The 921-nt window shown below is 65.3% G+C and carries 1 protein-coding gene; it reads right to left on the bottom strand.

From position 1 onward, the window contains the following. Positions 1–920: Hpt domain-containing protein (locus UB31_RS24315; RefSeq protein ID WP_045012721.1), on the bottom strand; the 920-nt coding region annotated here is incomplete at its 3' end. Between the last annotated feature and the right edge of the window lies 1 nt (position 921).

Raw genomic sequence — 921 nt, 5'->3', positions numbered from 1 at the left:
CCTTCCTGCAGCTCGGCGGTGACGTTGGACAGCCGCTGCAACGGCACCTTGAACTCGGTGTCCTCGTTGCGGCGGGAGATCTCCAGCAGCTGGTTGCGGGTCAGCACCAGCTCGGAGACCATGGTCATCAGGTGCTCCAGCGTATCCACGTTGACGCGGATCGACTGGTTGGCGATGCGGTCGCCTTCGGAGGCGCCCTCTTCAGCCATCGACTTCTTCGGCGCGACCTTTTCCTTGGGCGCCTTGGTCTCTTTTGCGGCTTCCTTGGCGGCGACAGGCGCCGGAGCCTCAGCGACAGGCTCAGCCTTGGCAACGGGCGCCGGCGCTTCGATCGCGGTCTCGCGGAAGGCGCGCTCGAGATCGTCGAGCGACACTTCGCCCGGACGCAGCGGACGCTCCAGGGTCTGGTCGATCAGCGCGCCTTGGGTCATTTCTTTTGCGGGTGCGGGCGCAGCCGGGGCTTCCGGCACCAGCGGCGGAGCTTCAGCGACAGGAGTAGCAGCAGCGGACGCGATCGGCTGCGCCGACGCGGACATCGCGGCCGTGCCCTGCTCGACCATCGCTTCCAGCTTGTCGATGAGATCGCGGTCGGTGCCCTCGGGCTCGGCTTCGGTCGCTTCCAGCCCGGCCAGGATTTCCTTGATGCGGTCGATCGAGGCCAGGATCACCGTCACCGCGCCGGCCGTCACCGGCATGCCGTCACGGAATTTGCTCATCAGCGTCTCGCCGGCATGCGCCAGCGCTTCAAGCCGCGGCAGTCCGAGGAAGCCGCACGTACCCTTGATGGTGTGGACCAGGCGGAAGATGTTATCCAGGATCTTGGCGTTGTTCGGATCCTGCTCGAACTTCACCAGCTGATTGTCGACGGTGTCCAGGCTCTCGCTGGTCTCCGTCAAAAACTCCCGCAACAGATCATCCATG

The sequence above is a fragment of the Bradyrhizobium sp. LTSP849 genome (assembly GCF_000938255.1).
In the GTDB taxonomy this organism is placed as follows: Bacteria; Pseudomonadota; Alphaproteobacteria; order Rhizobiales; family Xanthobacteraceae; genus Bradyrhizobium.
This window is presented reverse-complemented; position numbering and strand designations above follow the sequence as displayed.